This window comes from Microbacterium sp. Se63.02b (assembly GCF_014171575.1).
Classification (GTDB): Bacteria; Actinomycetota; Actinomycetes; order Actinomycetales; family Microbacteriaceae; genus Microbacterium.
In genome coordinates this window covers 3,773,197-3,798,054 of sequence record NZ_CP050453.1, presented here as the reverse complement: position 1 = coordinate 3,798,054, position 24,858 = coordinate 3,773,197, and the positions used below count along the sequence as shown (strand labels likewise).

Sequence of the window (24,858 nt, the reverse complement as noted above, 5' to 3'; positions counted from 1 at the left end):
GGCGACCCAGCGACCGATGTCCTCCGCGTCGGCGGCGTGCAGGATCCCGACGGCGATGAACACGACGACCGTCAGGGTGATCACCGGATACCGCCAGAGGAGCCGAAGAGCGCGCATGGCTCCAGCATCCCCGGAAAGGACCGCGTTCGCCAGGGCGGGCATGGTGCCCATCGGTCTGGTCGGTGCCCGCCGCCCACGTCGTCGGCAAGATCCTTCCCGTGCGGTCACTCTTCCGACGCGATTACTTAAGCGATATAGTCGGCCCCACGTCGCGCAGCCGCGACGGAAGAGCGACACCGACGCCAAAGGAGACGATCTGTCATGAACCAATCGAACGCCGGGAACCATCGCTTGGGCAGGGGAATCACGGCCCTCGCCGCGCTCGCGGTCGCCGGAGGGGTCGCGTTCGCGGGAGGGGGTGCCGCCACCGCTGACACGGAGGATGCCGATCCGAAGCTCGCGGTCTATGTCGAAGTGAACTCGAACGATTTAGTCAATGTGGCCGACTACACGCTGGCGGACTCGGGGCGCGCGGCCATCGACATGGCGATGATCTTCGCCGCCAACATCAACTACGACGGGGAGAAGGCGTACCTCCACTTCAACGAGCGCGTCACCGAGACGCTGGAAGACGCCGAGGGCCAGATCCGACCGGTTCAGGCGGGAGGCACCAAGGTGCTGCTGTCGGTGCTCGGCAACCACCAGGGCGCCGGTTTCGCGAACTTCACGACCTACGCCGAGGCTGATGCCTTCGCCGCTCAGCTCGCCGACGCGGTGACGACGTACGGCCTCGACGGCATCGACTTCGACGATGAGTGGACCGAATACGGGGCGAACGGCACGCCGCAGCCGAATCCGCAGTCGTTCGGCTGGCTGGCCAGCGCGCTGCGCGATCGGCTCGGGCCGGACAAGATCATCAGCCTGTATGCGATCGGGCCGACGTACACGACCACCGATTTCAGCCTCTTCGACACCGCGAGTGTGCTCGACTACGCGTGGAATCCCTACTACCCGACCTATGACGCGCCCACGGTTCCGGGTCTCGACGAGCGGAGTCGGATCGGCGCCGCGGCGATCGACCTGTCGAACACCTCGGCCGCGACCGCGGCCGACTTCGCCGCGCGGACGGCGGCTGACGGGTACGGCGTCTACGTCGCCTACAACCTCACCGCGACGGACCAGTCGGCTTTCCTGTCGGGGATCACGGAGGAGCTCAAGGGCGAGGCGACCGCGTACCGGGCGGCGCCGCGTGACACGACGCCGCCCACCGTCACCGTCAAGGAAGGCGCGCGGTTCACGAAGAGTAGGGCGGACGGCGTCTATCAGCGCGTGAGCTTCGCGCTCCACGACGAGGGGAAGATCGACCGGCTGTACGTCAACGGAGTCCTGAAAGACCTCACAGACGACAGATGGAGCGATCTGAACTTCGTGAAGCCCGGCGCGTTCGGGGCGGTCCGCGGTTCCAACACCCTGCAGGTCGTCGACGTCGCCGGCAACACCACCGAGGTGTCGTTCATCCTGTCGAAGTGATCACCCGAGGTCGAAGACCTCGACCTGACGGATAGTGACCTCGGCATCCGCCCGCACGCGGATCGCCGGGGTCACGACCCGAGACCTCAGCGTGAACGGGGTGGTGCGGTCGGCGGGGAGGTCGCCGACGTGCGTCGGGGGCGCGGGTATCCAGGTGCCGTCCACCCCGATGACCTCCCACCGGAGCGACGACGACGATGCGGCGTCGACCATCGTGACGGTCACGTCGCTGACGGCCCGGGGTTCCGGGAACCGCCACCCTGCCCCCTCACCCTCGGCCAGGGTCACACCGCCCGAACCCGCAGGATCTCCGTCGTCGAAAAGGAAGGCGGCGCCGACCACCGCGGCCGATGCGATGACCTCGCCGGTGCCGCCCGTGAGGTCCTGGCACCACGCGGTGCCATCCGTGGCGGTGGAGCCGCCCTTCTCGAGCGCCTCCGCCGAATCGGTGCCGAAGTCCAGTTCGAGTTCCACGTCGCCGGCGAGTGCAGCGAGGGGCAGCTCGGCTCCGTCGAGTGCGACCCCGTCGATCCCGGCACGGCGCAGCACCCGGGCACCCGGCTCGCTGCGACGGGAGCGGATGCGCAGGGACGACCCGTCGCCTCGGTCGACGCGGATGTCGTCGAAGAGCGGTGAGCCGATCCGCAGGACGCCGGACGCGAGCTCCAACGGATACAGCCCGAGGGCCGCCCACAGCCACCAGGCGCTCATCTCGCCGTTGTCCTCGTCGCCGGGGAACCCCTGGCCGATGTGCGCCCCGGCGAACAGGCGTCCGGCCAGGTCGTGCACGATCGCCCCGCGCGCCACGGACGGTCGGAGAACGCATACATGAAGGGGATGTGATGGGCGGGCTGGTTGGAGATCGCGCACATGCCGGAGCGCAGCGCTCTGGCCTCCCGCTGCTCATGGATCACGGCCCCGTACGCGCCGCCGAAGCGCTCCTCGGCGGTCTCCGGTTCGGCGAAGAGCGCGTCGAGGTGACGACCGAGCCCACCGGGTCCGCCGTGCAGAGCCGCGAGCCCGTGACCGTCGTGGACGGCGCCGACCGACATGCCCCACGCGTTCGTCTCGACGTTGTCGCCGCCCCACGCCCGCGGATCGAAGCCGGGCGCGAACTCGCCATCCGCATCCCTGCCGCGGAAGAACCCGGTGCCGGCGTCGTACAGGGACCGGTACGAGCGCTCTGTTGGCGAAGTACCGGGCGAAGGCGCGGTGGCGGGCGGCGTCCTCCTCGGATCCGGCGTCCTCGGCGAGCTGCGCGGCGAACCGGCCGAGCGCGGCATCGCTCACCGCGTTCTCGATGCTCCAGCTCATGCCCTCGGGCACGGCGGAGGAGATGTACCCGGTGAAGCGGCCCTGCGCGATGCCCTTGCGCCCCCTCCGGGCGTCGGGTCCGGGCTCGCAGGCGTTCCGCCAGCCGCTCTCGAACGCGGCAGGGCGATCGAACGCCACGCCCCACCTGCTCGCGTCGGCGAAGATCTGATCGCTCGAGGTGCCGACCATGCTGTCGACGTATCCGGGGGCGCTCCACCGGGCCATCCATCCGCCGTGGCGGTACTGGGCGAGCTGGCCGTCGAGCAGTCGTCCCGTGAGGGCGGGGTCGAGAAGGGCGAGTGCGGGCCATTCGGTGCGATAGGTGTCCCAGTAGCCGTTGTTGACGACCAGCTCGCCCTCCGCGACCGGCGCACTCGTCGCGCGCTCACCGTAGGGCTCGCGGGGGACGAAGACGTCGGCGAACCGCCACACGGGTTGCCCCGCCGTGCCGGTGTTCTCGGCGGCGCTGTTCGGATACAGGTGCATGCGATGAAGGGCCGCGGCGATCCGGGCTCGGTGCTCCTCATCGGCCAGCGAGCGGTACCGCGCCGCGTCCGCTGGCATCGGGGGATCGTGACGCGCTCGAGCACCCGGTTCCAGGCTGCGGCGGCATCCTCCCTCAGCTGCTCGTACGGCACGGATGCCGGCGCCTCCAGGGCGAGGTTGCGCCAGGCCTGCTCCACGGAGAGGAACGACACCGCGATGCGGACCTCCAACCGGCGACGCGCGGCGATCCAGCCCGCGACCCGTCCGCGCCCGTCGTCGTCGAGCATCGAGCGCTCGCCCGGACTCCCGGGGTCGTCCGAGATCACGGCTCCCGCGAAATAGCAGCGCGGTGCGTTGCCCCAGTCATCGGGGCCCTCCGGGACCCAGCCCTCGAAGTGGTCGTCGTCCGTCCAGACGAGTCGGCCCTCATCCGTGAGCTGATCGAGGACGAGACCGACACGCGCATCCGCGTCGTCGGCCCGGACCCGGAAGGCGGCCGCGTGCGAGGTCGCCGTCATCTCGGCGTGCAGTCCGTCGCCCAGCTCGACGGCATATTCGTGCGGACGCGCCCGCTCCGAGCCGGGGACGATCCATCGCCTCCGACCGGCACGCTGCGAGGTGGGGCGACCGAGGAACGGCATCACCTGCAGCACGGCGCGATCGCCGATCCACGGACTCGGCTGATGCGAGAACTGGAGAGCCTCCAGTCGACGCCCAGCGGGATCGTCGTGCACGGACGGGCGATAGGGCCAGCGGGAGTCCGACGCATCGGTGGCGGGCGTGACGAAGGTGAAGCCGTGGGGTACGGCGACCGCCGGGATCGTGTTGCCGCGCGAGAAGCGGGGCCCCGAGTGGCTGCCCCGACGCGTGTCCACCCGCTCCACTGGGGGATGTCCCCGGGAGAGGGGCGTTCCTCGACGAGGACCTGCACGAACCCGGTCGCACGCGCGGGAGTCCGGATGCCGCGGCGAGGGACGCGGTGCCGAGCACGAGCTCCACGGCCCCGCGGCGATCGGAGCTCAGCGGCGCGAGCGAGACGGTGTCGGCGTTCCACTGCTCGGGGAACGACCACTTGGCGCCGAACTGCGCTTCGGCATCGAGGGGAAGTCGTAGCGGTCGCGGACGGCGGCGTGATCGCTCAGGCGCCTGCCGTCGGGAAGGCGCACGTCGACGGTCACGGCGAGGGCGGCGTGCGGGGCATGCGTCGCGTCGCGGCCGTCGGCGTAGAAAGCCCAGTGCAGCACGGTCTCGCTCGTGAGGACGATGTCCGTCAGCTCCGGGACGTCCACCCGGTGCTCGCCGACGGCCGGGTCGAACGTGAATGCGAAGACGGGTCCGGGGAGCACGCCGACGCGCGGACGAGACGACGGCGGATCCGCGGGCCCCGCCGCCGGGGCGAGGTGCGCGGTGCTCACCCCTTGATCGCCCCCTCCTGCACGCCCTTGAAGAAGAAGCGCTGCGTGAAGGAGAACATGATGACGATCGGCACCAGCGCGATCATGGTGCCGGCGGCGATCAGGCGCGGGTCGACCGAGAAGCTGCTGTTGAGGTAGGCCATGCCGACCGTGAGCGTGTACTTCGAGGGGTCGGACAGCACGATCAGCGGCCAGAGGTAGTCGTCCCACGCGCCGATGAACGCGAAGATCGCGACGACCGAGACCATCCCGCGGATGTTCGGCCAGACGATGTGGCGGATGCGCTGCCACGTCGTCGCACCGTCGACGGTCGCGGCGTCCAAGACGTCCTTGGGGATCATCCGGCAGGCGGTGGCGATCAGCAGCACGTTCATCGCGCTGATCGCGCCGGGGAGGAACACGCCCCACAGGGTGTCGGCCAGACCCAGCGCGCGGATCGTGAGGAAGTTGCTCGTGACCGTGACCTCACCGGGGAACAGCAGGGTCGACAGCAGGATCCCCATGACGATCCACTTGCCGCGGAAGCGCATGCACCCCAGGGCGTAGCCCGCGAACGTGGCCAGGACCACGTTGCTCACGACCGTGCCGATCGAGACGAGCAGCGAGTGCCACGCGTAGAGGTACACCGGCACGATGTCGGCGACGCGCGAGTAGTTCTGGAGGGTCGGATCGCGCGGGATGAGCTCCGGCGGGAAGGAGTAGATGTTCTCCTGCGGGCCCTTGAACGAGGTCGACAGCTGCCAGATGAACGGCCCGATGACGAGGAACAGGACCAGGACGAGGAGGGCGTAGCGACCGATCAGCCCGCCGAGGGGCGGCTTGCTGAAGTCGCCGGAGCCGCGGCGCCGGAAGATGCGCTCGCGCGCGGGAGACGAGGGGCGATCCTCGACGGCGGGGAGTCGTCGGCGCGGGGCGGGGTGAGGGTGCTCATGCGGGAGCCTTCGCCTTCTTCTCGCGATTCATGAAGGCGATCGCGGCGAGCGGGATGAGGGTGAGGAGGAACAGCGCGACGCTGATCGCGGACGCGTAGCCGATGTTGCCGTTGAGGCCGGAGCCGACCTGGCGGATCAGCATCACGAGCGACATGTCGTAGCCGCCGGGGCCGCCCGTGCTCTTGGAGAGCACGTCGAGTTCGGCGAACACCCGCATGGCCGACACGGCGATCAGGACGGAGATGAGGAGCATCGCGCCGCGCACCGAGGGGATCGTGACGGAAAGGAAGCGGCGGAAGGCACCGGCCCCGTCGAGCATCGCCGCCTCATGCAGCTCCTTGCCGACGTTTCCGAGGGCCGCCAGGTACACGACCATGTAGTAGCCGAGGCCCTTCCAGACCGTGAGCAGGATGGCGCAGCCGAGCAGCAGCCAGCGGTCGACGAGGAACGCCATCGGCTGGTCGATCAGGCCGAGGAACTCGAGGGTCTGGTTGATGATGCCGCGGCTGTCGAACAGCCAGGTCCAGATGAGGGCGACCACGACGACCGACGCGATCACGGGGAAGTAGAACGTGGTGCGGAAGAACGAGATGCCCGGCAGCTTCTTCTGCACCAGCAGCGCCAGCAGCAGTGGGAGGACCGTCAGCAGCGGGACGCAGACGACGACGTAGATGAGGCAGGTCGTCAGCGCGTTCCAGAACATCTCGTCGCCGAACATGCGCTCGTAGTTGGCTCCGCCGACGAATCCGGGCGTGCGCAGCGGACGCGCGTCGGTGAAGCTCAGGAAGACCGTGTTGAGGAACGGCCAGAGCGCGAACACCAGCACCCAGATGACGGCGGGGGCGATGAGGAGCCAGGGGGTGAACCACTTGTGCGATCTCATGGTCGTCCCTCTGCCCCGGATGCCGGTGTTCGCGCTCATGGCTTACTGATCCACGCGGTTCGCGTTGGCGTACTCGACGATCTTGTCGAGCTGAGCCTTCGGGTCCGCTTCGCCGTTGATGGCCAGGGCGATCTGCTGGGTCATGTACGTGGCCATGTCGGAGGTCCACTGGAACGGCAGCGCCTTCGCATCCTTCATCGCGCCGAACACGGTGTCGATCGCGGCGAGCTGCTTCTCGTCGGTCACCGTGGAGGCGATGTTGTCGACGACCGCGTCGCCGCCGGCGGCCGTGCCGGGAGCGGTTCCGACGGCGAGGGACGAGAACGCGACCTGGTTCTCCTCGTTCGTGACGAACTCGGCGAAGGCCAGCGCTGCTTCCTTGTTGTCCGAGTCGGCCGACACGTTGAGGCCCTGCACGTACAGCGGCGCGATGCCGAGGCGCGGGGTGGCCACGGTGTTCTCCAGCAGGGCCGGAGCGTCCTTCTGGAGGTCGGTCGTGAAGCCCGTGCCTCCGGTCGTGAAGGCGACCTTCTCCTGGATGTAGGCCTCGGCGTTCCCGCCGTAGTCGCCCGTCAAGGCCTCGGCGGGCATCGCCCCGGCGGCGTAGGCGTCGGCGTACGCCTGGATGATCTCGGCGGCCTCGTCGGTGTTGAAGTCGAACTCGCCCTCGTCGTCGATGACCTCCATGCCCGCAGCCGTGAACGTGTCGAGCGCGGGGATCGACGAGAGCAGCTGCACCTTGCCCCCGGACTCGGTCGCGACGTCCTTCGCGAGGTCGAGGAGTTCGTCAACGGTCGTCGGAAGGTTGTCCTCCGTCACGCCGTAGGGGGCGAGCTGCGCGAGGTTCCACCACGAGGCGTCGCTGGAGAGGTACCAGGGGAGCCCGTACGTGCCGTCGACCCCGGGGTATTGGCTGTACGAGTCCCAGGCGCCGGCGTTGTAGACCGACTTCAGCTCGGGGTCGGCGGTCTCGATGTCGACCAGCTTGCCCGCGGCGACCAGGGGGTAGGCGATGTCCGGCGGCAGGTTCAACACGTCGGGAAGGGTGTCGGCGTTCGCCTGGCTCAGGATCTTGTCCTGGTAGCCGTCGCCCGGCTGGTCGAGCCACTCGACCTTCACGTCGGGGTGCTCCTTCTCGAACGCGTCGATGAGGTCCTCGAAGTAGGGGGTGAACTTCTCGTTCTTGAGCGACCAGGTCTGGAACTGGATCGATCCGCTCAGTTCGCCGGAGGTGTCGATGGGGCCGGAGTCGCTGGTGGCTCCGCCGCCCCCCGTGCAACTCGTCAGCGCCAGAACGCCGATGCTGAATGCTGCCAGAGCGACAATGCGTGTGGGAACTTTCATCGTGCTTCTTCCTCGAGGCGGGCGAATCCGCGTGCCGTCCACGAAGGGACTACAACGCTTTAGCAGATGAAACCATCCGATTCCTCCGCTGTCAAGACGCAGAGCGCTTCGCTCCTGACATCGCTGGTCGGAGCGGTGTGTTGCTCGTTGCTCAAGCGTTATAGTGGTGCGACCATGGCCTCGCCCGAGGTCACCGTCCGAAAGGTCCGAACACATGACGCAGCGCGGCGCTCTCGATGCTCCCCTGAGATTCGGGGCGAACTACACGCCGTCGAAGGACTGGATGCACTCGTGGCTCGACCTCGATCTCGACGATGTGCGCCGTGACTTCGCCGCCCTCGCCGCGCTCGGACTCGACCACGTCCGTGTGTTCCCGCTGTGGACGGTGCTGCAGCCGAACCGGACCCTGATCCGGGCGAAGGCGGTCGACGACGTCCGCGCCGTGGTCGATGTGGCCGCGGAGTTCGGACTCGACGCGAGCATCGACGTGATCCAGGGGCACCTCTCCAGCTTCGACTTCGTGCCGTCATGGCTGTACACCTGGCACGACAAGAACATGTTCACGGATGAGAAGGCGCTGCAGGGGCAGATCGCCCTCGTCGAGCGGCTCGGACAGGCACTGCGCGATGCGCCGAACTTCTTGGGCCTGACGCTCGGCAACGAGACGAACCAGTTCTCCGCGCACACCCACCCCTCGCCGTGGCCGGTCACGCAGGACCAGGCCGGCGCGTGGATCTCGTCGCTGCTCTCGGCGGCGGAGTCCTCAGCTCCGGGACTGCCTCACGTGCACAGCGAATACGACGCGGTCTGGTACATGGACGGGCACGGCTTCACTCCGGCCCATGCCTCCCGGCTCGGCGCGATGACCACGATCCATTCCTGGATCTTCAACGGCACCGCCCAGCGCTACGGCGGTCGCTCGGTCGCCTCCGACCGGCACGCCGAGTATCTGATCGAGCTGTCCAGGGCGTTCGCGACCGATCCGGAGCGGGTGGTGTGGCTGCAGGAGGTGGGTGCGCCGTCGAACTGCCTCGACGAGGGCGAGATGCCCGGCTTCCTGGAGGCGACCGTCCGCTCGGCCGCGCGCACCGAGAACCTGTGGGGCATCACCTGGTGGTGCTCGCACGATGTGAGCCGCGACCTCGGCGACTTCCCCGAGCTCGAGTACTCTCTCGGTCTGATCGGCCAGGACGGCGCGGCCAAGCCCCTCGGTCGGCGTCTCGCCGAGCTCATCCCCGAGCTGCGTCGGCGCACCGCCCCGCCGCTGCGCGACACCGCGATCGTCGTCGACGTCGACGAGCGCGAGGTGCCGCTCAGTCGCGCGGCGCTGAGCCCCGGCGGCGCGGTGTTCCAGGCGTGGGCGGATGCATGCGCCGCAGGACTCGACCCCGCGCTGGTCACCTCCCGCGATGCCCTCGACCCCGCCGCGCTCGATGCCAGGGGCATCCGTCGCCTCATCCGTCCCGACCTGTCGGCGAGTGCCGTCGACCCCTACGGCTCGGTCAACACCGTGGTCCAGGGCTGAGTGTCGCACCGTCGGCGCCCCGCGGGGCGGTGCTCGTCCGGAGGGCTGGGGCTCGTCAGGCGAGGTCGGCGGGGGTGCCGTGCTCTCGCGCGCTGTGAGCACGGGGGTGGGGCCTTCGACGCTGGGCAGCGTCGTGCCCGCCTCGATCTGACGCAGCAGGAGGGTGGCCGCCGTCTCGCCGAGCTCGAAGGTGTCTCTCGTCATCGCGGTGATCGACGGATTGATCAGTCCCGCGATGACCGAGTCGTCGAAGGAGGCGAGTGAGACGTCGCGAGGGACGTGCCGCCCCATCTCCTGCGCGACGCGGAGTCCGGCCACGGCCATCACGTCGTTGTCGTACACGATCGCGGTCGGACGCTGTCGTCCCGACAGCAGGGTGCGGGTCACCGCGGAGGCGCGGGCGGGCGAGAAGTCGGTCGCGATGACCTCGCCGTGGATGCCGTCGGATGCCATGCTCTCCAGCACCTCGGCGCGGAGGCGTGTGTGCTCCAGCTCGGCCGGTCCGGCGACGTAGGCGATGCGGGAGTGGCCCAGTGCCGCGAGGTACGAGAAGAGGGTCTCGGCCACGGCGTCGTCGCCGATCCACACGCTCGGCACCGCACCCTCGGGCGAGGGCTTGGAGCCGATCAGCACGGCGCGCGCATCGAGGGCGGCGATGCGGTCGCTGCGGGGGTCGTCGTCGCGGGGGTCGATCAGGATGATGCCGTCGACCTGGTTGGAGGAGCGCCACTGCCGATGCACCTCCATCTCCTCGGCGATGTCGGTCACGAGGCGCAGCTGCAGGCTGACCTTGCTCTCGGACAGCCGCGACTCGATGCCGGCGATCAGATCGGTGAAGAACGCCTCGGAGCCGAGCGACCGTGCCGGACGGGCGAGCGCGAAGCCCACCGTGTTCGCGCGGGCGCCGACAAGGGCGCGCGCGGCCGAGCTCGGCTGCCAGCCGTTCTCGTCGACGATCGACAGGATGCGCTGCCTGGTCTCATCGCTCACGCCGGGACGACCGTTGAGGGCGAACGAGACGGCGCCGGGGGAGACGCCGGCCATGCGCGCGATATCGGCGATCGTGACACGTTTCGCCGGACTCATAGTCCCTCACCCTACTTGATCGGTTTAGCGCTCTGGAAGACGCGGGACAGGTGATCTAGACTCATCACTAGATCGCTTTAGTAAATCCGATAGCATCAACCGGACGCCCGCACGGCGCGGCGCCGCGAACCAGCACTCACCGTCGAGCCCGGAGAACACACCCATGCATGACGACACCTCCCTCACCGTCGGCCGCGTCAAGCGGGTCCTCGAAGAACGGATCCGCCCCGCGATCCACTCGACCTCCGTGCCGCTGGACGTCGCCCTCCACCTGCTGCCCAGCGAGCCGATCGCACCGGCGGAGGGTCTGGCGCTCGACTTCGAACCCGGAGCCGTCGGCGCGCAATGGGGGCCGGCGTGGGGGACGACGTGGTTCCGACTGACCGGACGCGTGCCGGCGGAATGGGCGGGTCGTCGCGTCGAGGCCCTGATCGACCTCGGCTTCGACGTGAACATGACGGGCTTCCAGTGCGAGGCTCTGGCATACCGCCCGGACGGGACGCCCATCAAGAGCATCAACCCGAGGAACCAGTGGGTGCCGATCACCGAGAGCGCGGTCGGCGACGAGCCCGTCGAGCTCTACCTGGAGGGCGCGTCGAACCCCGTCCTCCTCGACTACCACCCCTTCCTCCCGACGCAGGAGGGCGACATCCTCACCTCCTCGAAGGAGCCTCTGTATCGGCTCCGGCGGCTCGATCTCGCGGTGTTCGAGAAGGAGGTGTTCGACCTCTCCCTCGACCTCGAGGTGCTGTTCGAGCTGCAGGCCGAGCTGCCGTCGACCTCGCCGCGCCGCATGCGCATCCTGCAGGCCCTGGACGACGCGCTCGACGTGCTCGACCTGCAGCGCATCGTCGAGACCGCGTCGGACGCCCGTGCCCGACTGGCCGAGGTGCTGGCCGCCCCCGCCGAAGCCAGTGCGCACCGGATCTCGGCCGTCGGTCACGCGCACATCGACTCGGCGTGGCTGTGGCCCGTGCGCGAGACGATCCGCAAGGTCGCCCGCACGACCTCCTCGATGACGACGCTCATCGAGGAACAGCCCGACTTCCAGTACGGCATGTCGAGCGCGCAGCAGTACGCCTGGATCAAGGAGCATCGTCCCGAGGTGTGGGAGCGGGTCAAGGCCGCTGTCGCCGCAGGGCGCTTCCTGCCTCTGGGCGGCATGTGGGTCGAGTCCGACACCGTGATGCCCACGGGCGAGTCCCTCGTGCGGCAGTTCTCGCACGGGCAGCGGTTCTTCGAGCGGGAGTTCGGCATCCGGTCGAAGGGCGTGTGGCTGCCCGACAGCTTCGGCTACTCGCCGGCCCTGCCGCAGCTGATGCGCCGTGCCGGGTTCGAGTGGTTCTTCACGCAGAAGATCTCGTGGAACCAGCAGAACGTCTTCCCGCACCACTCGTTCCTCTGGGAGGGCATCGACGGTTCGCAGGTGTTCACGCACTTCCCGTCGATGGACACCTACAACTCGCAGCTGAGCGGCATGGAGGTCGCGAAGGCCTCTCGGCAGTTCAAGGAGAACCGGCACAGCTCGCGGTCGATCGCCCCGGTCGGCTGGGGCGACGGCGGCGGCGGCACGACGCGCGAGATGACAGGGAAGGCCGAGCGCCTGCGCGACCTCGAGGGCAGCGCGCAGGTGGTGTGGGAGCATCCGGACGTCTTCTTCGATGCTGCCAAGGCCGAGCTGCCGCATCCGGCCGTCTGGGTCGGCGAGCTGTACCTCGAGCTGCACCGGGGAACGCTCACCAGCCAGCACGCCACCAAGGCGCTGCACCGCTGGGCCGAGCACGCGCTGGTCGAGGCCGAGCTGTGGGCGGCGACCGATGCCGTGCGCACCGGCGCCGCCTATCCTCAGGCCGAGCTCGACCGGCTGTGGCAGGCTGTGCTGCTGCACGAGTTCCACGACATCCTGCCCGGTACATCGATCGCGTGGGTGCACCGCGAGGCCGTCGCGGTGCTGACCGATGTGCTGTCGGATGCGGAGGACATCTCGGTCGCCGCCCGCCGTTCGCTCGCGGGCGAGGGCGACCGGGAGCTGCGGTTCGATCCGACCTCGGTCGGGCGCGGTCGCGCGCTCGGGGCGGCCTTCGTGGCGGAGCCCACGGCGGAGCCGGTCTCGCTCACGGAAGAAGACGGCGGCTGGCGCCTGGAGAACGAGCTCGTCTCCGTGCTCGTCTCGGCCGATGGTCTGATCGTGTCGGCCGTCGACAAGGCCACCGGCCGCGAGGCCGTCGCGCAGGGCAGGGCCGCGAACCTGTTCCAGCTGCACCAGGACTTCCCCAACATGTGGGATGCGTGGGACATCGACCGGTACTACCGCAACAGCGTCGACGACATCACCGCGGTCGCGTCCATCGAGGCGTCCGTCGTGAAGGGCGTCGCGCAGATCGTGGTCGTGCGCCCGTTCTCCGAGTCGACCATCGCGCAGACGATCATCCTCGCGCCCGAGTCGCGCACGGTGCTGCTGCGCAACGAGATCGACTGGCATGAGACCGAGAAGCTGCTCAAGCTCGCGTTCCCGCTCGACATCCAGGCCGCGCACACCGAGGCCGAGACCCAGTTCGGCTACCAGTCGCGGGTCACGCACACGAACACCAGCTGGGAGGCGGCGAAGTTCGAGACCTCCATGCACCGGTTCGTGCTGGTGCGCGAGCACGACTTCGGTGTCGCCCTCGTGAACGACTCGATCTACGGGTACGACACGGCGCGCGAGGTCTCCGACGACGCGGTGACGACGACCGTGCGGCTGTCGCTGCTGCGTGCCCCGCGGTTCCCGATCCCGACACCGACCACGGGCACCACGAGATCGAGGTGGGCTTCGTGATCGGCGCGGATGCCGCGATCGCCACGGCCGAGGGCATCCGCATCAACGCTCTGCCCACGGTCGTGCGTGGTGCGCGGGAGGTCGAGCCCCTGGTGAGTGTGCAGGGTGAAGGCATCGTGGTGTCGTCGGTCAAGCTCGCCGACGACGGCTCCGGTGACGTGATCGTGCGCGTGTACGAGGCGCTCGGTCGGCGTGCGACCGGAGAGCTGACGATCGGCTTCGAGCACCGGGAGGTGCGCGAGGTGACTCTGATCGAAGACGACATCGACGATGCGCGGACCGGGGGCGCCCTGCGTCTGCGGCCGTTCGAGGTGCGCACGCTCCGCATCGTGCGCTGAGCCCGCGCGTCGGGGTGACGGGCGCGGCCGTGTTGTGCCGACGGGCCGCCGGGTGGACGATGACGGCATGGTGAGCATCGAGGAAGTGCGCGCGATCGCCCTGGCTCTGCCCGGGGTCGAAGAGACCGTGAGCGGACACACCGGCGAGGCTGCGTGGCGGGTCAGGAGCGGACAGTTCGCGTGGATGCGAGGCCCGAGCGCGACGGACCTGCGTCAGCTCTCCGAGCTCGGACGGGACTGGCCGTCAGGAAAGGTGCTCGCGGTGCGCGTGGGCGACCTCGGTGAGAAGGAGGCCCTGCTCGCGGCCGAGCCCGAGGACCTGTTCACGATCCCGCACTTCGACGGCTACGCCGGGCTGCTCGTGCGTCTCGATGTCGTCGACCGGGACCGACTCGAGGAGATCATCACGGATGCTTGGCTCGTGCGCGCGCCCGCGCCGGTCGCGAAGGAGTGGCTGGCGGAGCACGGGCTGGAGTGATCGGGTTCCTGGCGGCAGCCCGTCGTCCGCTCAGTCCGCGGCGGTCAGGAACGGTCGCGCGGCGTCGAGGAACGCGCGAGGCTCGTCGGCCCAGAGCCGGATGCTCGTGACCTCGTGCTGTCCGCCGCGCGGTGCGAGTCCCGGAAGATGGACGGCCAGAGGGCGCTCGAGTTCGATCTCGATGTTCGTCTCGTCCTGCATCCGCTCCGCGTACTCGGCGCCTTTGTCGGACACGGTCACGCGCGGCCGCTTCGGCTCGTCGACGCGCTTCGAGATCGCCACGGAGGCCACCGCCTCCCACGGGATGAAGACGTCGACCTCCAGACCGCTCCGCACGTGGATGCCGTCGGGGCCGACGGCATGCGGGCGCAGCAGCATCGCGCACAGCAGCCCCAGCATCCAGGTGAGTCCCCAGATGCCGAGGATCAGGATCGGGATGCGCACGGCGGGCCACGGGTGCACGATCAGGTCGAGGATCGGGATCTCGACGGCGGAGAGCACGATGAAGATGAGGAGGACGGTCAGTACCGGGCGGTGGTAGCCGATCCCCGTACCACCGGCCGGCACCGCCGGCCGTCTCGCGATCGCGCGGCCGATGCTCGAGTACACGCGCAGCTCGGCGATCAGCGCCCGATGGAGCAGGCTCCCGATGCGGGCGGTGCGCGTCGGGGCGGTCGGCGGAGCCGGCTGCTTCGCTCCGCTCACGCTCTGCTCGGCGATCATGGGGCGTCTTTCGTGGGCTCGCCCGCCGCCTGAGCCACGAGCTGCTCGAGGTGTGCGGCGATGGCGGAGACTCCGCGCTCCACGGCGTCGCGGTCCTCCGGGGCGACGGCCGCGAGCAGTGTCGCATTGAGGTCCGTGTGCTCCTTCTGCATCTGTGCCATCGTCTCGGAGGCCGAGGCGGTCAGCTCGACCAGCACCGCTCGCCGGTCGGAGGGATGCGGCGTGCGCCGGACGTGCCCCGTGGCCTCCAGGGCGTCCACGAGCCCTGTGATGTTGCGGGGACTGACCTCGCACAGTCGGGCGAGCGTCTTCTGAGTGGACGGGCCCGCGTGCTGCAGGGTCCACAGCAGGTGGACCCGCGCCGTCGTCAGTCCCGTCCCCTCGAACGCACGTGCCATGTCGCGTTGGAACAGGTCGCCGATCTGGAGCAGGCGGTCGAGCAGCAGCGGATCCATAATGATGATGCTACTACATAGTTACCCGACTTCACTAGTTGTGTAGTCGGAGTGCGAGATCAGGCGGGCGGCAGGCGCAGCACGTCGGGCGACTCGCCGCCCGTGAGATCGTCGGCGATGCGGAGGCTGCGCGCGAGGTCGTCGAGCGCGCCGATCAGGGTGCCGAAGCGCTCCTTGGCGCTGCACACCGCGGTCAGGGTTACCAGGTGCGTGCCCGTGTCCCAGGTGTAGGTCGCGAAGGGGGAGAGGCGGGAGACGGCGGCATCGGCACGAGCAGCTTCTCGCCCACGCCCAGTCGGGTGGGGAACGACTCGGTGTCGTCGTAGTCCATCGGCATCGAGGCCCGTGCGATCCGCACATCCGGCGTCAGGACCTGTGCGGTCGCCATCGCCACGACGAGTTCGGGCTCGGCCTTCCAGGTCCATACGAGCACCCTGCCGTCCGCCCGCTTCATGAGCATCGGCGCCGCCTGGCTCATCGCCCACGCGCCGAACCGCGAGCCGGGCCGTTCCGTCGCGCCGACGGCCGCGTTGACCTGACCGAGCAGCATCCGGATCGCGGCCTTGCGATGCCGGCGGCCCTTCCACCCCAGCGAGTCCGTCACGGGAATCCACAGCTGGGGATCGGCCTCGGCGCTCAGTCGCATGCGCTCCACGCTACTGGCTGAGGCTGAAGGGATGCCGGTATGCCTCGGCGGTCCGATCAGGGCCCTCGGGTAGAGTGGCCAGCGCCCGACCAGGGCTCTCCTTGGCCGCCACATCGTAAGGCAGCATGTCTGTGACCTCCTCCGACGATCCGATCGATCCGTCGAGCGGCCCCGCCGCCGAGCCCGCGCCCCGCCCGCTCAAGATCCTGATCGGCTGCGACACGTTCGCGCCCGACATCAACGGCGCCGCACGGTTCGCCGAGCGCCTCGCCGCCGGCCTCGTCCAGCGCGGGCATGACGTGCACGTCGTCGCCCCCAACCAGGCCTACCGTCGCACGCCGGCCCGCACCGAGGTGATCGAGGGCGAGCCGATGACCCTGCACCGGCTGCCCTCCGTGCGCTGGCCCCCGCACGACTGGCTGCGGTTCGTGTGGCCGTGGCGCTCCAAGCACTACGCGCGCACAGTCCTCGACCAGGTCCAGCCCGACATCGTGCACATCCAGTCGCACATCGTGATCGGCCGCGGTCTGTCGCGCATCGCGCACGAGCGCGGTATCCCCGTGATCGCCACGAACCATGTCATGGCCGAGAACATCCTCGACCACACGACCATGCCGAAGTTCATCGACGACCTCGTCCTGAAGTTCGCCTGGGCGGATGCGAAGCGCACCTTCGATCTCACGCGTGCGATCACGACCCCGACCCGTCGCGCCGCCGACTTCCTCGAGAAGACCGTCGAGGTGCAGGGTGTCATCCCCGTCAGCTGCGGCATCGACCGCACGCAGTACTCCCCCGTCATCGGACCCCGCGACAAGAACCGCATCGTCTTCGTCGGACGCCTCACCGCCGAGAAGCAGGTCGAGGTCATCCTCCAGGCGATGACGAAGCTCGACCCGGCGCTCGACACGACGTTCGACATCGTCGGCGGCGGCGACCAGCGCAAGCAGCTCGAGCACCTGACCGCGCAGCTCGGGCTCGCCGACCGTGTCACCTTCCACGGTCGCACCACCGACGAGGAGCTGCGGGCCCTGCTGTCTCGCGCGAGCCTGTTCGTGATCGCGTCGATCGCCGAGCTGCAGTCGATCGCCACGATGGAGGCCATGGCCTCGGCCCTGCCCATCGTCGCGGCGGATGCCGTCGCGCTCCCGCATCTCGTGCACGACGGCGAGAACGGGTACCTGTTCACGCCGGGAGATGTCGACGAGCTCGCGGCGCGCCTCACCGATGTGCTCACCGCGTCGCCGGACGAGTACGAGCGGATGCAGCGGGCCTCGCTCGACGGTGTCGTGATCCACGACATCAACCGCACCCTCGACACCTTCGAGGCGCTGTACCGCGACGAGCCGTTGCCCGAGTAGCAGAGCGGCCTGACATGCACATCGTCTTCTTCGGCGATCAGCACCTCGACTCCCTCGGCGGCGCGCAGGTGTCGATGCGGCTCCAGCGCGAGTTCCTCGAACGCGCAGGCCACATCGTCACGGTGGTCGCGCCGCGGATGCACGGGTCCCGTCCCTCGTCCGGCTCGCACGGCGGGGCGTCCATCGACCTCCCGTCGATGCCGATCACGGTCGACCGCGAATACTCGATGACCTGGCCGGGCCGCGCGACCGATCGGACTCTCGACTCGGCGATGACCAGGAGGCCGCCGGTCGACCTGGTCCACGTGCAGGCCGACTTCTGGGGCGCGTTCATCGGTCACAGGTATGCCCGCCGCCACGGCATCCCCGTCGTGCACACCATGCACAACCGTGTCGATGTCGGGATCGCTGCGGTCACCCCGCTGCACCGCCCGGTCCTCGCGGTGCTGAACGCATGGCGACGCGTCGCGATGCGCGGCATCGGCGACCCGGTGCGCGGCACCGACGGCTGGGCGTTCCTGCGCGGACTGGCTGCGGGCGCATCCGCCGTGACGGCGCCGTCGACGCACTTCGCCGCGCGCCTCGAGCAGCATGACGTGTTCCCGCGGGTCGATGTGATCTGGAACGGCATCGACGACGACCTGCGAGACGAGATCCTGGCCGCAGCACCTGCGGAGCGCACTCCGGGCCGGCCGCGCTTCGTGTGGTTGGGGCGGATGAGTCCTGAGAAGCGTCTGCTGCCGTTCCTCGAGGCGTTCGTCGCCTCAGGGGTCGATGCCGACCTGGAGGTCATCGGCGGCGGGCGCAGCGCGCAGCTGCGGAGAAGATCGTCGCCGGCCACGCGGGCGTGCACTTCGCCGGCCGCCTCACCTACCCGCAGACTCTGGCGCGGATCGCCGCCGCCGACGCGCTCGTGCAGACGTCGATCGGCTTCGAAACCCAGGGGATGACCCCGTTCGAGGCCGCCACGCTCGGCACGCCCTCCGTGATCTGCGACCCCGACATCGCCGCCGAGCTGGGCGGGGGCTCTGGGCGGTTCCGGATGCCGGCGCCGACGCGTCGGGCCGCGAGCTCGAGAGTCAGCGGGTCGCTGCGCTCGCGGAGACACTGCAGCGCGCCGCATCCGACATCTCCGTCGCGGCTGCGCCCACTCCGGTTGCTGCGGTGTCGGAGGCGTTCCGACAGTCGTCGCGCACCGCCGCGATGATCGAGGTCTACGACCGGGTGCTCGCCGCTGGTTGAGCCGAAGCGGTCTCAGAGGTATCGGAGCGGACTCAGAAGTACTGGTACAGCCCGATCGTGAGTCCCGTGAACACGAGGCCGACGGCACCGGCTCCCGCGACGCCGATGGCGATGCCGGTGAGCAGCCGTGACGGGGAACGGCGCACCGCGATCAGTCCCAGCACGAGGGCGACGACGTAGGCGAAGAAACTGAGGATCCCGATTCCGTTGTCGAGCGCGAGCATGAACTCGAAGGCACCACCGCCCCCGTAGACGAAGGGCCGTGCCAGGGAGCTGAGCAAGTTCACTGCGAGAGTGGCCACGGCGATCACGAACGCCGTGACGCCGAGCGGGTTGGCTGCGCGCCCCTGCCCCTGGGGTGGGACGTGCCCGGGGAATCCGGTCCCCGGCGTCGCGTACGCCGGCGGGATGGCAGAGGTGGATGCCGGAAAGGCGGTCGGATACGCCGTCGGATACGCGTGGGGTGCCGGGGCGGTCGCGGCGGATGGCCTTCCGGGCCGGCGGGGTGGTCCGGGCCGGCGGGGTGGTCCGGGCCGGCGGGGTGGTGCGGGCCGGTGGGGTATTGCGGAGCCGCGGGGAGATGGGTGGCGGGCGGAGGCGAGGCCGGTTGCTGCGGTTCCACGGGACCAGCGGGTTCGACGGGGCCGGTGGGGGAACGGGAGGCTGCTGCGGCTCGCTCATGACGACGAGCGTAGCCCCGTCTGCTCCACGGCGTCGGAGGGAGCGTGCCGGTCAGCGGTAGGTGTGGCCGGACTCGGCCTGCTGGACGATGTCGCGTTCGGCGACGCGGGTCCAGTCGGTCGGAGTGCGGCGATAGCCGTCGCGGCGGAGTTCGACGACGGTGGCGACGATGGCCCACAGGGCGAGGAGGAGGAGAGCGAGGATGAGGAACATGGCAGAAACGCTACGTTCGGTGTTGAAACGCCACGAGTGGCAGAATAGACTCTGAACAAACGAAAACTGCCAATCGGGAGCATCTGCATGAAAACTGTCGCCTGCGTCGTCCAAGACGGTTTCGCGCCCTTCGAGTTCGGCGTCGCCTGCGAGGCGTTCGGTCTCGATCGCGCCGACGACGGAGTGCCGAATTTCGACTTCCGCATCGTCGCTCCCCGCGCGGGCGTCGTGACGTCGAAGATCGGCTTCTCGATCAACGTCGAGCACGATCTGGCCTACGCCTACGAAGCCGACCTCGTGGTGTTCTGCCCGCTGCCGCGGGAGCGCTGGGGCGACATCGACCCGCTTCTGCTCGACGTCGCCCGGCGTGCGGTCGAACGCGGGGCCTGGGTGATGAGCGTGTGCAGCGGGTCGTTCATCCTGGCCGCCGCCGGCGTGCTCGACGGACGCCGTGCGACCACGCACTGGATGTACGCCCACGTCATGGCCGACATGTACCCGCAGATCGACATCGACCCCGACGTGCTGTTCGTGCAGGACGGCAAGATCATCACCAGTGCAGGGACGGCGGCCGGGATCGACGCGTGCCTGCACCTGCTCCGACAGGAGGTGGGGGCCGAGCTCACCAATCGCATCGCCCGCCGCATGGTGGTCCCCCGCAGCGCGACGGAGGGCAGGCGCAGTTCATCGACCGTCCCATCCCCGTCGTGCCCACCGACTCGCTCGCCGCCGTCGCCGACTGGGCGGTCGCTCATCTGCGCGACGACCTGGGCGTCGACCAGCTCGCGGCGAGGGCCCTGATGTCGCCGCGCACGTTCGCGCGACGGTTCAAGGCCGAGTACGGGGCCACCCCGCCGCCTGGCTCGCGCGCCAGCGCATCATCCACGCGCAGCGGATGCTGGAGCGCACCGACCTCCCCTCGACCACATCGCCGACGAATGCGGGTTCGGGTCGGCGGCCGTGCTCCGGCAGAACTTCGCGAGAGTGCTCGGGCTCACCCCGACGGCCTATCGCGCGCGGTTCTCGTGCGCCGAGGAGTCGTCGGTGCCTGCGGCCTGATCGGGGCGGCTACCGCCTCGGCTACCCGCCCCAGTGCGCGGGCGAGGGGAGGGTGACGTCGCGCACCTCGACGCCCTCGGCGGTGACGGAGGCGATGCAGTACAGCAGTGACTGCGTCGGGTAGCCGTGCGGGCGGTTGTCGCGGATGATCGCCCTGTCGTCTTCTGGGGGAGCGCCGCCGAAGAGGCGAGCAGCGCCGTCCATTCCGCCGTCCAGTCCGGGCTATCCGCGGTCGGGCCGAGAGCGCGGAACTCCGGCAGCCAGGCCTCGATCCGCGGGGTCGTCGCGTCGTCGAGATCGTCGTGCGCGATCATGTGCGTCCCGGGGGCGATGCGGGTCTCCCGCAGTTCGACCCCGTCCCACGACAACACGCGTGCGCCGTCGGGGCCGACTTCGAGCAGGTTGAAGCCGTGCATCGACAGCGGTGCGATCGGCGAGCGGCCCTTCACCGATTCGAGGGCGAGGGCGCCACGGGAGACGGCCCGCCCGTCCGGCAGGTCGCGCACATCCGCCCGGTTCAGCAGCACGGCGAGCCGCCGCTCCCCGGGGTTCGCGGCGAGCCACGCACCACCTGCGCGGCGATCGCGGATGCCGATCACGCCGGGATAGTCCTCGGGCCACCAGGCGCCGAGGGAGTCCCAGGCCCGCAGCGGGTCCTCATCGCGGACCGCGAGCAATCGTGCGGATCCGGCATTCTCGACATCGATCACGACCGTGCACACGGGTGCCAGTCTAGGTCGAGGATGCTCCCGTCGGCCCGCGGCGGCGGATGCTGGGGCAGAATCGAGACGTGAACATCGTCGTCGGAGTCACAGGCGGCATCGCCGCGTACAAGACGGTGCACCTGGTGCGCCTGCTCACGAAGGGTGGGCACGACGTGACCGTGGTGCCCACCGAAGATGCGCTGCGCTTCGTCGGGCTGCCCACGTGGGAGGCGATCAGCCGGCACCCGGTCACCACGAGCGTGCACGACGACGTGGCCAAGGTGCGGCACGTGGCTCTCGGGCAGGCCGCGGACCTCGTGATCGTGGCTCCGGCGACCGCGAACTCCATCGCCAAGATCACCGCGGGGCTCGCAGACGACCTCCTGGGCACGACCCTGCTGGCCACAGAGGCTCCGGTGCTGGTCGCCCCCGCCATGCACGCGGAGATGTGGCGGAACAGGGCGACGCAGGCCAATATCGCGACGCTGCGGGAACGCGGTGTGCACATCGTGGGACCCGCCGACGGCGAGCTCGCCGGCGGCGACAGCGGTCCGGGGCGGATGTCGGAACCCGAGGAGATCTTCGCGGCGGCGCAGGCGCTGCTCACCCCGGCGACCTCATGGGTGTGCGCGTCGTGGTGTCGGCCGGTGGCACGCGGGAGCCGATCGATCCCGTGCGCTTCCTCGGCAATCGCTCCAGCGGCAGGCAGGGGGTCGCGCTCGCCGCGGAGGCCGCCGCCCGCGGAGCCGAGGTGACCCTGGTGGCGGCGAACGTCTCCGGCGACGTCCTGCTCGAGGCGCGGCATCCGGCGATCCGTATCGTCACGGTCGGCGCCGCCGCCGAGCTCGCCGACGCGATGAAGCGCGAGGCGCTCGGGGCCGACGTGGTCGTGATGGCCGCCGCAGTCGCCGACTATCGGCCCGTCGAGGTGTCGGAGCGCAAGCTCACCAAGGAGGGCGGAGGAGTGCCCCCGATCGAACTCGCGGAGAACGAGGACATCGTGGCGGCGCTCGCCTCGACGCGACGACCGGGCCAGTTCGTCGTCGGTTTCGCCGCAGAGACCCCGGAAGACGATGCCGAGCTTCTCGCGCGCGCCCGCCGCAAGCAGCAGCGCAAGGGTGTCGATCTGCTGGTCGTGAACGCGGTGGGCTGGGCGCGCGGCTTCGAGAGCGCGGAGAACGCCGTGCACATCCTCGGGCCCGACGGTGTGGATGCCGGCGCCGCGTCAGGGTCCAAGCGTCTCGTCGCAGCCGCGATCTGGGATGCCATCGCGCGGGAGCGCTGAGCAGGGCTGGAGGAGCGATCCGGTGAGTGTTAAACTTGAGTCAATACCACTCAACTTTTGACCTGGCTCCCCGACTTGGCGGGCCAGGGGCGACCAGAAGGAGCATCCCCAGGAGGAGCGCATGACCACCCCGCAGACCGGTTCCCAGAATCAAGACCAGCAATCCGCCCTCGAGCAGTTCGGCATCAACCTCACCGACCGTGCCCGCCAAGGCAAGCTCGACCCCGTGATCGGACGCGACAGCGAGATCCGTCGTGTCAGCCAGGTGCTCACCCGCCGCACGAAGAACAACCCCGTGCTCATCGGAGAGCCCGGCGTCGGCAAGACCGCCGTCGTGGAAGGTCTCGCTCAGCGCATCGTCGCGGGTGACGTCGCCGAATCCCTCAAGGACAAGGAGCTGGTCACGCTCGACATCTCCGCCCTCGTGGCCGGCGCGATGTACCGCGGCCAGTTCGAAGAGCGGCTGAAGCAGGTCCTCAAGGAGATCACCGAGTCCGACGGGCAGGTCATCACGTTCATCGACGAGCTCCACGTGCTGATGGGCGCGGGCGGCGGCGAGGGTTCGGTCGCGGCCTCCAACATGCTCAAGCCGATGCTGGCCCGTGGTGAGCTGCGTCTGATCGGTGCGACCACGCTCAACGAGTACCGCGAGTTCATCGAGAAGGACGCCGCACTCGAGCGGCGCTTCCAGCAGGTGTACGTCGGCGAGCCCACGGTCGAGGACACGATCGCGATCCTCCGCGGCCTCAAGGGCCGGTACGAGGCGCACCACGGAGTCACGATCTCCGACAGCGCTCTCGTGGCCGCAGCCGCCCTGTCGAACCGCTATCTCCCCGCACGCCAACTCCCCGACAAGGCCATCGACCTGATCGACGAGTCGATGTCACGGCTCAAGATGGAGATCGACTCCTCGCCCGTCGAGATCGACCAGCTCAAGCGCCAGGTCGACCGCATGAAGCTCGAGGAGCTCGCCCTCAAGCGCGAGAAGGACGCGGCCTCGAAGGAGCGTCTCGGCACCCTGCGCGAGCAGCTCGTGGGCATGGAGAAGCAGCTGGCCGAACTCGAGGCCCGATGGGCGCGCGAGCGTCAGGGTCTCAACCGGGTCGGCGAGTTGAAGAAGCAGCTCGACGACGCGATCACCCAGCGCGACCTCGCGATGCGCAACGCCGACTACACCAAGGCGTCGAAGCTCGAGTACGAGACCATCAAACGGCTCGAGCGCGACATCGCCGAGGCAGAGCAGGCCGAGGCCGCGACGCCGGCGGAACCGCGCATGGTCAACGAGCAGGTCACGGAGGAAGACATCGCCGCCGTGATCGCGGCATGGACCGGCATCCCCGTCGGGCGTCTCCTTCAGGGCGAGGGTGAGAAGCTGCTCCACCTGGAGAACGAGCTCGGCAAGCGTCTGATCGGACAGAAGGATGCCGTGAAGGCGGTGTCCGACGCTGTCCGTCGTTCGCGTGCGGGCATCAGCGACCCCGGCCGACCGACCGGTTCGTTCCTGTTCCTCGGACCGACCGGTGTCGGAAAGACCGAGCTGGCCAAGGCGCTCGCGGAGTTCCTCTTCGACGACGAGCACGCCATGGTGCGCATCGACATGTCGGAGTACGGCGAGAAGCACTCGGTGTCCCGCCTCGTCGGCGCCCCTCCCGGGTACATCGGCTACGAGCAGGGAGGTCAGCTGACCGAGGCCGTGCGGCGCCGTCCGTACAGCGTGATCCTGCTCGACGAGGTCGAGAAGGCGCACCCCGAGGTGTTCGACGTGCTGTTGCAGGTGCTCGACGACGGTCGAATGACCGACGGTCAGGGACGCACGGTCGACTTCTCGAACGTGATCCTGATCCTCACGTCGAACCTGGGGTCCCCGATCCTGATCGACCCCGTGCTGTCGCCCGACGAGAAGCGCGAGCAGGTCATGGCGCTGGTGCGTCAGGCCTTCCGTCCGGAGTTCCTGAACCGGCTCGACGACATCGTGATGTTCTCGGCGCTCAGCGAGGACGACCTCGCGCAGATCGTGGAGCTGTCGGTCGATCAGCTGCACGACCGTCTGCGCGACCGTCGGCTGACGCTCGCGGTCACGCCTGACGCTCGGGCCTGGCTCGCGGAGCGCGGCTACGACCCGATGTTCGGCGCCCGGCCGCTGCGCAGGCTCATCCAGAGCGAGGTGCAGAACAAGCTGGCGACCGCGCTGCTCTCGGGCAACGTGCACGACGGCGACACCGTCCGCGTCGACGTGGCCGCCGACGGATGGGCCTCGTGCTCACCTCGGCGACGCCCGATCCCGAGCCCTCGTCCGAGGATGAGGACGAGGTGATCGAGGCCGAGCTGCTCGACGACTGATCC

The 24,858-nt window shown here is 69.4% G+C and carries 18 protein-coding genes and 7 pseudogenes; 9 read left to right on the top strand and 16 right to left on the bottom strand.

What is annotated here, in order from left to right; all coding sequences use genetic code 11:
* Positions 1-321 precede the first annotated feature (321 nt).
* Complete coding sequence (locus G4G29_RS18970) at positions 322-1,530, top strand: endo-beta-N-acetylglucosaminidase H (protein WP_244632208.1); 1,209 nt, start codon at positions 322-324, stop codon at positions 1,528-1,530.
* On the opposite strand, the gene G4G29_RS23700 is transcribed toward G4G29_RS18970, so the two are convergent.
* From G4G29_RS23700 to G4G29_RS18950, 8 genes and pseudogenes are all read right to left on the bottom strand, one after another.
* A complete protein-coding gene (locus G4G29_RS23700; RefSeq protein ID WP_274601202.1) occupies positions 1,531-2,337 on the bottom strand; it encodes a glycoside hydrolase domain-containing protein in 807 nt (268 codons plus the stop codon).
* Positions 2,238-2,813, bottom strand: a complete 576-nt coding sequence (locus tag G4G29_RS23695) for a glycoside hydrolase domain-containing protein (RefSeq protein WP_274601201.1) — start codon at positions 2,811-2,813, stop codon at positions 2,238-2,240. The genes G4G29_RS23700 and G4G29_RS23695 overlap by 100 nt, the downstream gene beginning before the upstream one ends.
* Positions 2,803-3,330, bottom strand: a pseudogene (locus tag G4G29_RS23690) (glycoside hydrolase domain-containing protein); the annotation flags it as partial. The pseudogene G4G29_RS23690 and the gene G4G29_RS23695, both read right to left, overlap by 11 nt.
* A gap of 386 nt (positions 3,331-3,716) precedes the next feature.
* A pseudogene (locus tag G4G29_RS23030) lies at positions 3,717-4,205 on the bottom strand (alpha-1,2-mannosidase); the annotation flags it as partial.
* A gap of 144 nt (positions 4,206-4,349) precedes the next feature.
* Positions 4,350-4,745 carry a hypothetical protein gene (locus tag G4G29_RS23025; RefSeq protein ID WP_244632207.1) on the bottom strand — a complete coding sequence of 132 codons (396 nt, stop codon included), beginning with the start codon at positions 4,743-4,745 and terminating at the stop codon, positions 4,350-4,352.
* Complete coding sequence (locus G4G29_RS18960; RefSeq protein WP_244632206.1) at positions 4,742-5,377, bottom strand: carbohydrate ABC transporter permease; 636 nt, start codon at positions 5,375-5,377, stop codon at positions 4,742-4,744. Before G4G29_RS18960 ends, G4G29_RS23025 begins: the two co-directional genes overlap by 4 nt.
* A 295-nt stretch (positions 5,378-5,672) precedes the next feature.
* The gene (locus G4G29_RS18955; RefSeq protein WP_244632205.1) at positions 5,673-6,599 is read right to left on the bottom strand and encodes a sugar ABC transporter permease; all 927 of its coding nucleotides are present in this window, start codon (positions 6,597-6,599) and stop codon (positions 5,673-5,675) included.
* A 3-nt stretch (positions 6,600-6,602) separates the two neighbouring features.
* Positions 6,603-7,904, bottom strand: a complete 1,302-nt coding sequence (locus tag G4G29_RS18950) for an extracellular solute-binding protein (protein ID WP_183151196.1) — start codon at positions 7,902-7,904, stop codon at positions 6,603-6,605.
* A 214-nt stretch (positions 7,905-8,118) separates the two neighbouring features.
* Here G4G29_RS18950 and G4G29_RS18945 point away from each other — a divergent pair, with 214 nt between their 5' ends.
* Positions 8,119-9,429 carry a glycosyl hydrolase gene (locus G4G29_RS18945; protein WP_183151195.1) on the top strand — a complete coding sequence of 437 codons (1,311 nt, stop codon included), beginning with the start codon at positions 8,119-8,121 and terminating at the stop codon, positions 9,427-9,429.
* Positions 9,430-9,567: 138 nt separating this feature from the next.
* Here G4G29_RS18945 and G4G29_RS18940 read toward each other — a convergent pair.
* Positions 9,568-10,473: pseudogene (locus tag G4G29_RS18940) on the bottom strand (LacI family DNA-binding transcriptional regulator); the annotation flags it as partial.
* A gap of 205 nt (positions 10,474-10,678) precedes the next feature.
* Here G4G29_RS18940 and G4G29_RS18935 point away from each other — a divergent pair.
* Positions 10,679-13,671 (top strand): annotated as a pseudogene (locus G4G29_RS18935) (glycoside hydrolase family 38 C-terminal domain-containing protein).
* A 67-nt stretch (positions 13,672-13,738) separates the two neighbouring features.
* Entirely contained in the window at positions 13,739-14,149 is a 411-nt protein-coding gene (locus tag G4G29_RS18930; protein ID WP_183151194.1) for an MmcQ/YjbR family DNA-binding protein, read from the top strand.
* A 30-nt stretch (positions 14,150-14,179) separates the two neighbouring features.
* Here the strand turns inward: G4G29_RS18930 and G4G29_RS18925 are convergent, their stop codons facing one another.
* Genes G4G29_RS18925 through G4G29_RS18915 form a run of 4 tightly spaced genes read right to left on the bottom strand, consistent with a single transcriptional unit; the run spans position 14,180 to position 15,973 of the window.
* On the bottom strand, positions 14,180-14,872 hold the full coding sequence (locus tag G4G29_RS18925) for a hypothetical protein (RefSeq protein WP_183151193.1): 693 nt from the start codon (positions 14,870-14,872) through the stop codon (positions 14,180-14,182).
* Positions 14,869-15,327: a MarR family transcriptional regulator gene (locus tag G4G29_RS18920; protein WP_183151192.1), complete on the bottom strand. Its 459-nt coding sequence runs from the start codon at positions 15,325-15,327 to the stop codon at positions 14,869-14,871. The genes G4G29_RS18925 and G4G29_RS18920 overlap by 4 nt, the downstream gene beginning before the upstream one ends.
* A 59-nt stretch (positions 15,328-15,386) precedes the next feature.
* The gene (locus tag G4G29_RS24310) at positions 15,387-15,515 is read right to left on the bottom strand and encodes a hypothetical protein (protein ID WP_309491605.1); all 129 of its coding nucleotides are present in this window, start codon (positions 15,513-15,515) and stop codon (positions 15,387-15,389) included.
* A gap of 11 nt (positions 15,516-15,526) precedes the next feature.
* A complete protein-coding gene (locus G4G29_RS18915) occupies positions 15,527-15,973 on the bottom strand; it encodes a hypothetical protein (protein WP_309491604.1) in 447 nt (148 codons plus the stop codon).
* Between the two features lie 125 nt (positions 15,974-16,098).
* On the opposite strand from G4G29_RS18915, the gene G4G29_RS18910 reads away from it, so the two are divergent.
* Together G4G29_RS18910 and G4G29_RS18905 are read left to right on the top strand one after the other, a co-directional pair.
* On the top strand, positions 16,099-17,331 hold the full coding sequence (locus tag G4G29_RS18910) for a glycosyltransferase (RefSeq protein WP_183151191.1): 1,233 nt from the start codon (positions 16,099-16,101) through the stop codon (positions 17,329-17,331).
* A gap of 14 nt (positions 17,332-17,345) precedes the next feature.
* Positions 17,346-18,281 (top strand): glycosyltransferase, encoded by a 936-nt coding sequence (locus G4G29_RS18905; RefSeq protein ID WP_244632204.1) that lies wholly within the window; start codon positions 17,346-17,348, stop codon positions 18,279-18,281.
* Positions 18,282-18,605: 324 nt separating this feature from the next.
* Here G4G29_RS18905 and G4G29_RS18900 read toward each other — a convergent pair whose 3' ends face one another.
* Positions 18,606-18,875, bottom strand: coding sequence for a hypothetical protein (locus G4G29_RS18900; protein ID WP_210274205.1), 270 nt, complete (start codon positions 18,873-18,875; stop codon positions 18,606-18,608).
* A gap of 430 nt (positions 18,876-19,305) precedes the next feature.
* On the bottom strand, positions 19,306-19,467 hold the full coding sequence (locus tag G4G29_RS18895) for a hypothetical protein (protein WP_183151189.1): 162 nt from the start codon (positions 19,465-19,467) through the stop codon (positions 19,306-19,308).
* Between the two features lie 87 nt (positions 19,468-19,554).
* Between G4G29_RS18895 and G4G29_RS18890 the strand changes: the two are divergent.
* A pseudogene (locus tag G4G29_RS18890) lies at positions 19,555-20,526 on the top strand (helix-turn-helix domain-containing protein).
* Here G4G29_RS18890 and G4G29_RS18885 read toward each other — a convergent pair.
* Positions 20,475-21,248, bottom strand: coding sequence for an NRDE family protein (locus G4G29_RS18885; protein WP_244632203.1), 774 nt, complete (start codon positions 21,246-21,248; stop codon positions 20,475-20,477). The pseudogene G4G29_RS18890 and the gene G4G29_RS18885 overlap by 52 nt on opposite strands.
* Positions 21,249-21,316: 68 nt before the next feature.
* Here G4G29_RS18885 and coaBC point away from each other — a divergent pair.
* A pseudogene (coaBC, locus tag G4G29_RS18880) lies at positions 21,317-22,515 on the top strand (bifunctional phosphopantothenoylcysteine decarboxylase/phosphopantothenate--cysteine ligase CoaBC).
* A 121-nt stretch (positions 22,516-22,636) separates the two neighbouring features.
* Positions 22,637-24,855 (top strand): annotated as a pseudogene (locus G4G29_RS18875) (AAA family ATPase).
* Positions 24,856-24,858: the final 3 nt, after the last annotated feature.

What these genes read in the sequence shown, in the direction of transcription:
- G4G29_RS18915 (WP_309491604.1), bottom strand. Translation starts at nt 15,973, where the DNA reads ATGCGACTGAGCGCCGAGGCCGATCCCCAGCTGTGGATTCCCGTGACG.
- G4G29_RS18970 (WP_244632208.1), top strand. Translation starts at nt 322, where the DNA reads ATGAACCAATCGAACGCCGGGAACCATCGCTTGGGCAGGGGAATCACG.
- G4G29_RS18955 (WP_244632205.1), bottom strand. Translation starts at nt 6,599, where the DNA reads ATGAGCGCGAACACCGGCATCCGGGGCAGAGGGACGACCATGAGATCG.
- G4G29_RS18905 (WP_244632204.1), top strand. Translation starts at nt 17,346, where the DNA reads ATGCACATCGTCTTCTTCGGCGATCAGCACCTCGACTCCCTCGGCGGC.
- G4G29_RS18910 (WP_183151191.1), top strand. Translation starts at nt 16,099, where the DNA reads ATGTCTGTGACCTCCTCCGACGATCCGATCGATCCGTCGAGCGGCCCC.
- G4G29_RS23695 (WP_274601201.1), bottom strand. Translation starts at nt 2,813, where the DNA reads ATGCCGCGCTCGGCCGGTTCGCCGCGCAGCTCGCCGAGGACGCCGGAT.
- G4G29_RS18925 (WP_183151193.1), bottom strand. Translation starts at nt 14,872, where the DNA reads ATGATCGCCGAGCAGAGCGTGAGCGGAGCGAAGCAGCCGGCTCCGCCG.
- G4G29_RS18930 (WP_183151194.1), top strand. Translation starts at nt 13,739, where the DNA reads ATGGTGAGCATCGAGGAAGTGCGCGCGATCGCCCTGGCTCTGCCCGGG.
- G4G29_RS18895 (WP_183151189.1), bottom strand. Translation starts at nt 19,467, where the DNA reads ATGTTCCTCATCCTCGCTCTCCTCCTCCTCGCCCTGTGGGCCATCGTC.
- G4G29_RS18950 (WP_183151196.1), bottom strand. Translation starts at nt 7,904, where the DNA reads ATGAAAGTTCCCACACGCATTGTCGCTCTGGCAGCATTCAGCATCGGC.
- G4G29_RS18920 (WP_183151192.1), bottom strand. Translation starts at nt 15,327, where the DNA reads ATGGATCCGCTGCTGCTCGACCGCCTGCTCCAGATCGGCGACCTGTTC.
- G4G29_RS18945 (WP_183151195.1), top strand. Translation starts at nt 8,119, where the DNA reads ATGACGCAGCGCGGCGCTCTCGATGCTCCCCTGAGATTCGGGGCGAAC.